Raw genomic sequence first — 4,605 nt, 5'->3', positions numbered from 1 at the left:
ACGATCGCCCTCACGGCCTTCACGTTCCTCTCCTTCAAGGAGTCGGGCGAGAAGATGCCGGAGTTCAACAAGAAGGACACGCCGCCGGCGCCGCCTGCTGCGTGACCGCCTGAACATCGAAAGGCCCGGCTCCGGCCGGGCCTTTCGCATGTCCGTCGGTCAGGACGTGAAGGGCGGGCGGTCGTCGAGGCGTACGGACTGGCGACCGGCCCAGCGCCACAGCCGGGCGGTGAAGTCGCGGTCCTCGTCGGTGACGAAGTTGCCCATGACGCGCAGGGCGAACGTCATGAGGCGGTGCGACCGCATGCCGACCGGACCGGCCGTGGGCAGCAGGCGCGGCACCGTGATGAGGCCCGCGAGGCGGCGGGCGATCGAGAACGCCTCGCCGTAGTGCGTCGTGAGCAAGGCGGGCCAGGCGTCCTGGAGGTCGATGTGGGTCCGCATGAGCTCGGCGCCGACCCGGCCGGTCTCGAGGCCGTAGTCGATGCCTTCGCCGTTGAGCGGGTTGACGCAGCCTGCCGCGTCGCCGACCAGGATCCAGTTGGGCCCGGCGACGCCGGACACCGCGCCACCCATGGGCAGCAGGGCGCTGGTGGGCATCCGCAGCTCGCCGCTGAGGTCCCACTCCTCGCGGCGGAGGGTCGCGTAGTACTCCATCAGCGGGCGGATCTGCAGCTCGGCCGGACGCTTGGCCGTGGCGAGGGCGCCGACGCCGAGATTGACCTCGCCATCGCTGAGCGGGAAGATCCAGCCGTAGCCCGGCAGCAGCTCGTCATCCTCGCCGCGGAGCTCGAGGTGCGAGGAGATCCACGGGTCGTCGCTGCGGCCGGACTTCACGTATGAGCGACCGGCCACGCCGTACGCCGTGTCGCGGTGCCACTCGCGGCCGAGCACGCGACCCAGCGGCGAACGTACGCCGTCGGCCACCACGAGCCGGTCGCAGTGGATCGTGTGCGGCGTGCGCTCCTTGCCGATCTGGAACGTCACGGCGATGACCCTGCCGGAGGCGTCACGCTCGGCGTCGACGGCGCGGGCGCCCTCGAGCGGCGTGGCGCCGGCCTCGACGGCGACCCGGAAGATCTTGTCGTCGAGCTCCGTGCGCGGGACCGCCGAACCCCAGTCGGGCAGCGAACCACCGGGCCACGGCAGCAGGAGCTCCTGGCCGAAGCCGGCAGCACGCAGGCCGCGGTTGGTGCCGTGACCGCGTACCCACTCCTCGAGGCCCAGGCGCTGGAGCTCCGCGATCGCGCGCGGGGTGAGCCCGTCGCCGCAGGTCTTGTCGCGGGGGAACGTCGCGGCGTCCGCCAGCACGGTCTCCATGCCGAAGCGTGCGGTCCAGGCGGCGGCGGCCGATCCTGCGGGACCTGCTCCGACGACGAGCACGTCGGTTCGTGTCGGCAGGTCGGGCGTCATGAGGCAATTCTCCCAGAGGCGGCCACGTGGTTGGATGTCACCCATGACATCGCAGGAAACCGCTGCTCAGCCCGACCGCGAGATCCACTACGCGTCGCGCGGATCGTCGTACTACGACGTCATCCTCGCCGTGTTCTGCGTGGTTCTCGTCGTGTCCAACATCGCTGCGACCAAGGCCACGGAGTTCGGCTCGGGCGACCTGTCGCTGGGCCCGGTGCAGATCTGGCCGGTCATCTCCGACGGGGGAGCGGTGCTGTTCCCGCTGGCGTACATCCTCGGCGACGTCATGTCCGAGGTCTACGGGTTCAAGGCGGCGCGGCGGGCGATCCTGGTCGGCTTCGGCACGGCCATCATGACGTTCGCGACGTTCCTGGTCGTCATGGAGCTGCCGGGTGCCGGCTTCTACGAGAACCAGGAGGCGTTCGAGAGCGTCGTCTGGTCGGGCGTGCAGATCGTCGCGGCGTCGATGATCGCGTACCTCGCGGGTCAGTTCCTCAACTCGTGGGTGCTCGTACGCATGAAGGCCCGCAGCGCCGAGCCGGGGCTGTTCCGTCGGCTGGCGAGCTCGACCGGCGTGGGCGAGGCGGCCGACACGTTCATCTTCTGCGCGATCGCGGCGTCGGCGATCGGGATCTCGACGGGTGGCCAGTTCGTCAACTACTTCGTCGTCGGGTTCGTCTTCAAGTGCGCCGTCGAGCTGCTCGTCATGCCGATCACGATGTTCGTCATCAAGCTGCTCAAGGACCGCGAGCCGACCTACTGGGCGTGACGGTTTACCAGGAGAACCTGGTAAACCACCACTTCACCGGCCAAATTTGCCTGGAGGAGTGGCCCTTTACCAGGTTCTCCTGGTAAACCGCAGGCGCCGTCAGCCGTAGAACTTGGCGAGGAACTCGGCCTTGAACTCGGTGAACGTGCCGGCTTCGATGTGCGTACGCATGTCGTCGACGAGGCGGACCGTGAACCGCTCGTTGTGGATCGTCGCGAGCGTCGCGGCGACGTACTCCTTGGTCTTGAACATGTGGTGCAGGTACGCCCTGGAGTAGTGCCCGCACGTGTAGCAGTCGCACTCGGGGTCGATCGGGCCGAAGTCGCGCCGTGACGCCGCGACGTTGAGGTTGAAGCGCCCGGTCAGCGTGTAGACCCGCGACGACCGGGCGACCCGCGACGGTGAGACGCAGTCGAACGTGTCGCAGCCGTTCTCGACGGCGGTGAACAGGTCGTTCGGCTCGCTGATGCCCAGCAGGTGACGCGGCTTGTCGTCGGGCAGCTCTTCACACACCCAGCGCACGATCGTGCCGAGGCTCTCCTTCTCGATCGCGCCACCGACGCCGTACCCGTCGAAGTCGAGGCCGACCAGCCCTCGCGCCGCGGCACGACGCAGGTCCTCGTGCTGCGCGCCCTGCACGATGCCGAACAGCGCCTGAGGCGGCTTGTCGGCCCGCTCGGCGGAGAGCCGGTGATGCTCGACGACGCATCGCTCGGCCCACGCCTGCGTACGTTTGATCGACTCCTCCTGGTAGCCGCGCGAGTTCATCAGCGTCGTGAGCTCGTCGAACGCGAACATGATGTCGGCGCCCAGCTGGTGCTGGATCTGCATCGACACCTCGGGGGTGAACCGGTGCTTGGAGCCGTCGAGGTGCGACGTGAACGTCACGCCGTCGTCGTCGACCAGCGCGAGCCGGTCCTTGCCCTCGGCGATGACATCGTCGGGCTGCACCGAGTGCGAGTCCATCGAGAGCGTCTTCTTGAAGCCGGCGCCGAGCGACAGCACCTGGAACCCGCCGGAGTCGGTGAACGTCGGCCCGGGCCAGTTCATGAACGTGCCGATACCGCCGGCCTCGTCGATGATGTCGGCGCCGGGCTGCAGGTAGAGGTGGTAGGCATTGGCGAGCAGCGCCTGTGCGCCGAGGTCGGCCATAGCCTCCGGCAGCACGGCCTTGACCGTGGCGCGGGTGCCGACCGGGATGAAGGCCGGCGTGCGGATCTCGCCGTGCGGGGTCGAGATCGTGCCGCTGCGCCCGAGCGCGTCCTCGAGCTCCTTGCCGACGGTGAACACGTCGGTCAGTCAATCAGACTGAGCAGTCCCGCGACCTGCACGGCGGCGACCAGTGCGGCGCCGGTCAGCAGCAGGAAGATCGTGTTCCACACCGAGGCGGGCAGGAAAGTCAGCCGGGCGAGGATGTCGGCGTCGGTCGTACGTGTGCGCATCCGCCGGCGATGTGCCCACAGGTCGAGGGTCGTCCGGGGCGCGGCCACGAGCAGGAACCAGGCGAATGCCAGTGCGGCGAAGTCCTGCACCCGCTCGGGCGCCCGCCAGATCAGCAGGCCCACGCCGACACCGCTGAGCCCGACGACGACGAGCCCGAACCAGTTGCGGATGTACAGCAGCATCAGCGCGAGCGTGGCCAGGCCGGCATACAACGCCCACGGGGTGTACCCGGCGTCGACGAGCAGCACCGACCCGAGGCCCAGCGCGGCGGGCGCGAGGTAGCCGGCCGCCGCCGTCGCGATCATGCCGGCACCCCGGGGCTTGCCGCTGGAGACGGTCAGCCCCGAGGTGTCGCTGTGCAGCCGTATGCCATTGAGCCGGCGCCCCGTCAGCACCGCGACGACCGCGTGCCCGGCCTCGTGCACCAGGGTCACGAGGTGCCGGGTCGCCGACCACACGGGCGATATGACGACGAGAGCGACGGCGGTCGCCACGGCGGCCTGATGCGTGTCCAGGGCGGTCAGCCGGTCTGCCGGTCGACGAGCTCGACGCGCGTGGCGTCACGCTCCGAGGCGCCCATGGCCGCGGCCACCCGGTGGTGCAGTGCGCCTTCGCGGTGCCGGCTCTGCCGGTCGAGCGTCAGGCCCAGCGCGGTCTGCGCCCACATGCTGGTGGGCTCGAGCTCGATGAGCCGGCGGAACGCCTCCTCGGCCAGCGGCAGGTGCGCGGCGGCGAAGTGGGCACGGCCCAGCAGCTCCCATGCCGCGGGGTTGTCGGGCTCGGCTTCGACCACCTTGCGGAGCACGCGTGCCGCATCGCGGGGGAAGCGCGAGTCGAGCAGCTCCTCGCCGTAGCGGTAGGCGTCGAACAGGTCGAGCGACTCGATCGTGTCGTCGCTGATGTTCGGGGTCAGGTAGATGGTCATGAAGCCTCCTTCCAGGGCGTCGGCCGGGTCAACGTCGCCATGCCGGGGTTCATTC

The 4,605-nt window shown here is 69.5% G+C and carries 5 protein-coding genes; 1 reads left to right on the top strand and 4 read right to left on the bottom strand.

Going from position 1 to position 4,605, the window contains the following annotated elements; all coding sequences use genetic code 11:
- Positions 1-159: 159 nt before the first annotated feature.
- Positions 160-1,413 carry a geranylgeranyl reductase family protein gene (locus V6M46_RS10895; protein ID WP_332664778.1) on the bottom strand — a complete coding sequence of 418 codons (1,254 nt, stop codon included), beginning with the start codon at positions 1,411-1,413 and terminating at the stop codon, positions 160-162.
- Positions 1,414-1,456: 43 nt separating this feature from the next.
- On the opposite strand from V6M46_RS10895, the gene V6M46_RS10890 reads away from it, so the two are divergent.
- Positions 1,457-2,182, top strand: a complete 726-nt coding sequence (locus V6M46_RS10890) for a queuosine precursor transporter (RefSeq protein ID WP_332664776.1) — start codon at positions 1,457-1,459, stop codon at positions 2,180-2,182.
- Between the two features lie 99 nt (positions 2,183-2,281).
- Here the strand turns inward: V6M46_RS10890 and tgt are convergent, their stop codons facing one another.
- Genes tgt through V6M46_RS10875 form a run of 3 tightly spaced genes read right to left on the bottom strand, consistent with a single transcriptional unit; the run spans position 2,282 to position 4,550 of the window.
- Positions 2,282-3,481 carry a tRNA guanosine(34) transglycosylase Tgt gene (tgt, locus tag V6M46_RS10885; RefSeq protein ID WP_442880499.1) on the bottom strand — a complete coding sequence of 400 codons (1,200 nt, stop codon included), beginning with the start codon at positions 3,479-3,481 and terminating at the stop codon, positions 2,282-2,284.
- Positions 3,478-4,119: a M50 family metallopeptidase gene (locus V6M46_RS10880; protein ID WP_332664772.1), complete on the bottom strand. Its 642-nt coding sequence runs from the start codon at positions 4,117-4,119 to the stop codon at positions 3,478-3,480. Before V6M46_RS10880 ends, tgt begins: the two co-directional genes overlap by 4 nt.
- 26 nt (positions 4,120-4,145) lie before the next feature.
- Complete coding sequence (locus V6M46_RS10875; protein WP_332664769.1) at positions 4,146-4,550, bottom strand: tetratricopeptide repeat protein; 405 nt, start codon at positions 4,548-4,550, stop codon at positions 4,146-4,148.
- Between the last annotated feature and the right edge of the window lie 55 nt (positions 4,551-4,605).

Origin of the sequence: Aeromicrobium sp. (assembly GCF_036676885.1) — a bacterium.
Classification (GTDB): Bacteria; Actinomycetota; Actinomycetes; order Propionibacteriales; family Nocardioidaceae; genus Aeromicrobium.
Note: the sequence above shows the minus strand (reverse complement) of the source record. Positions and strands in the feature narration are given on the sequence as shown.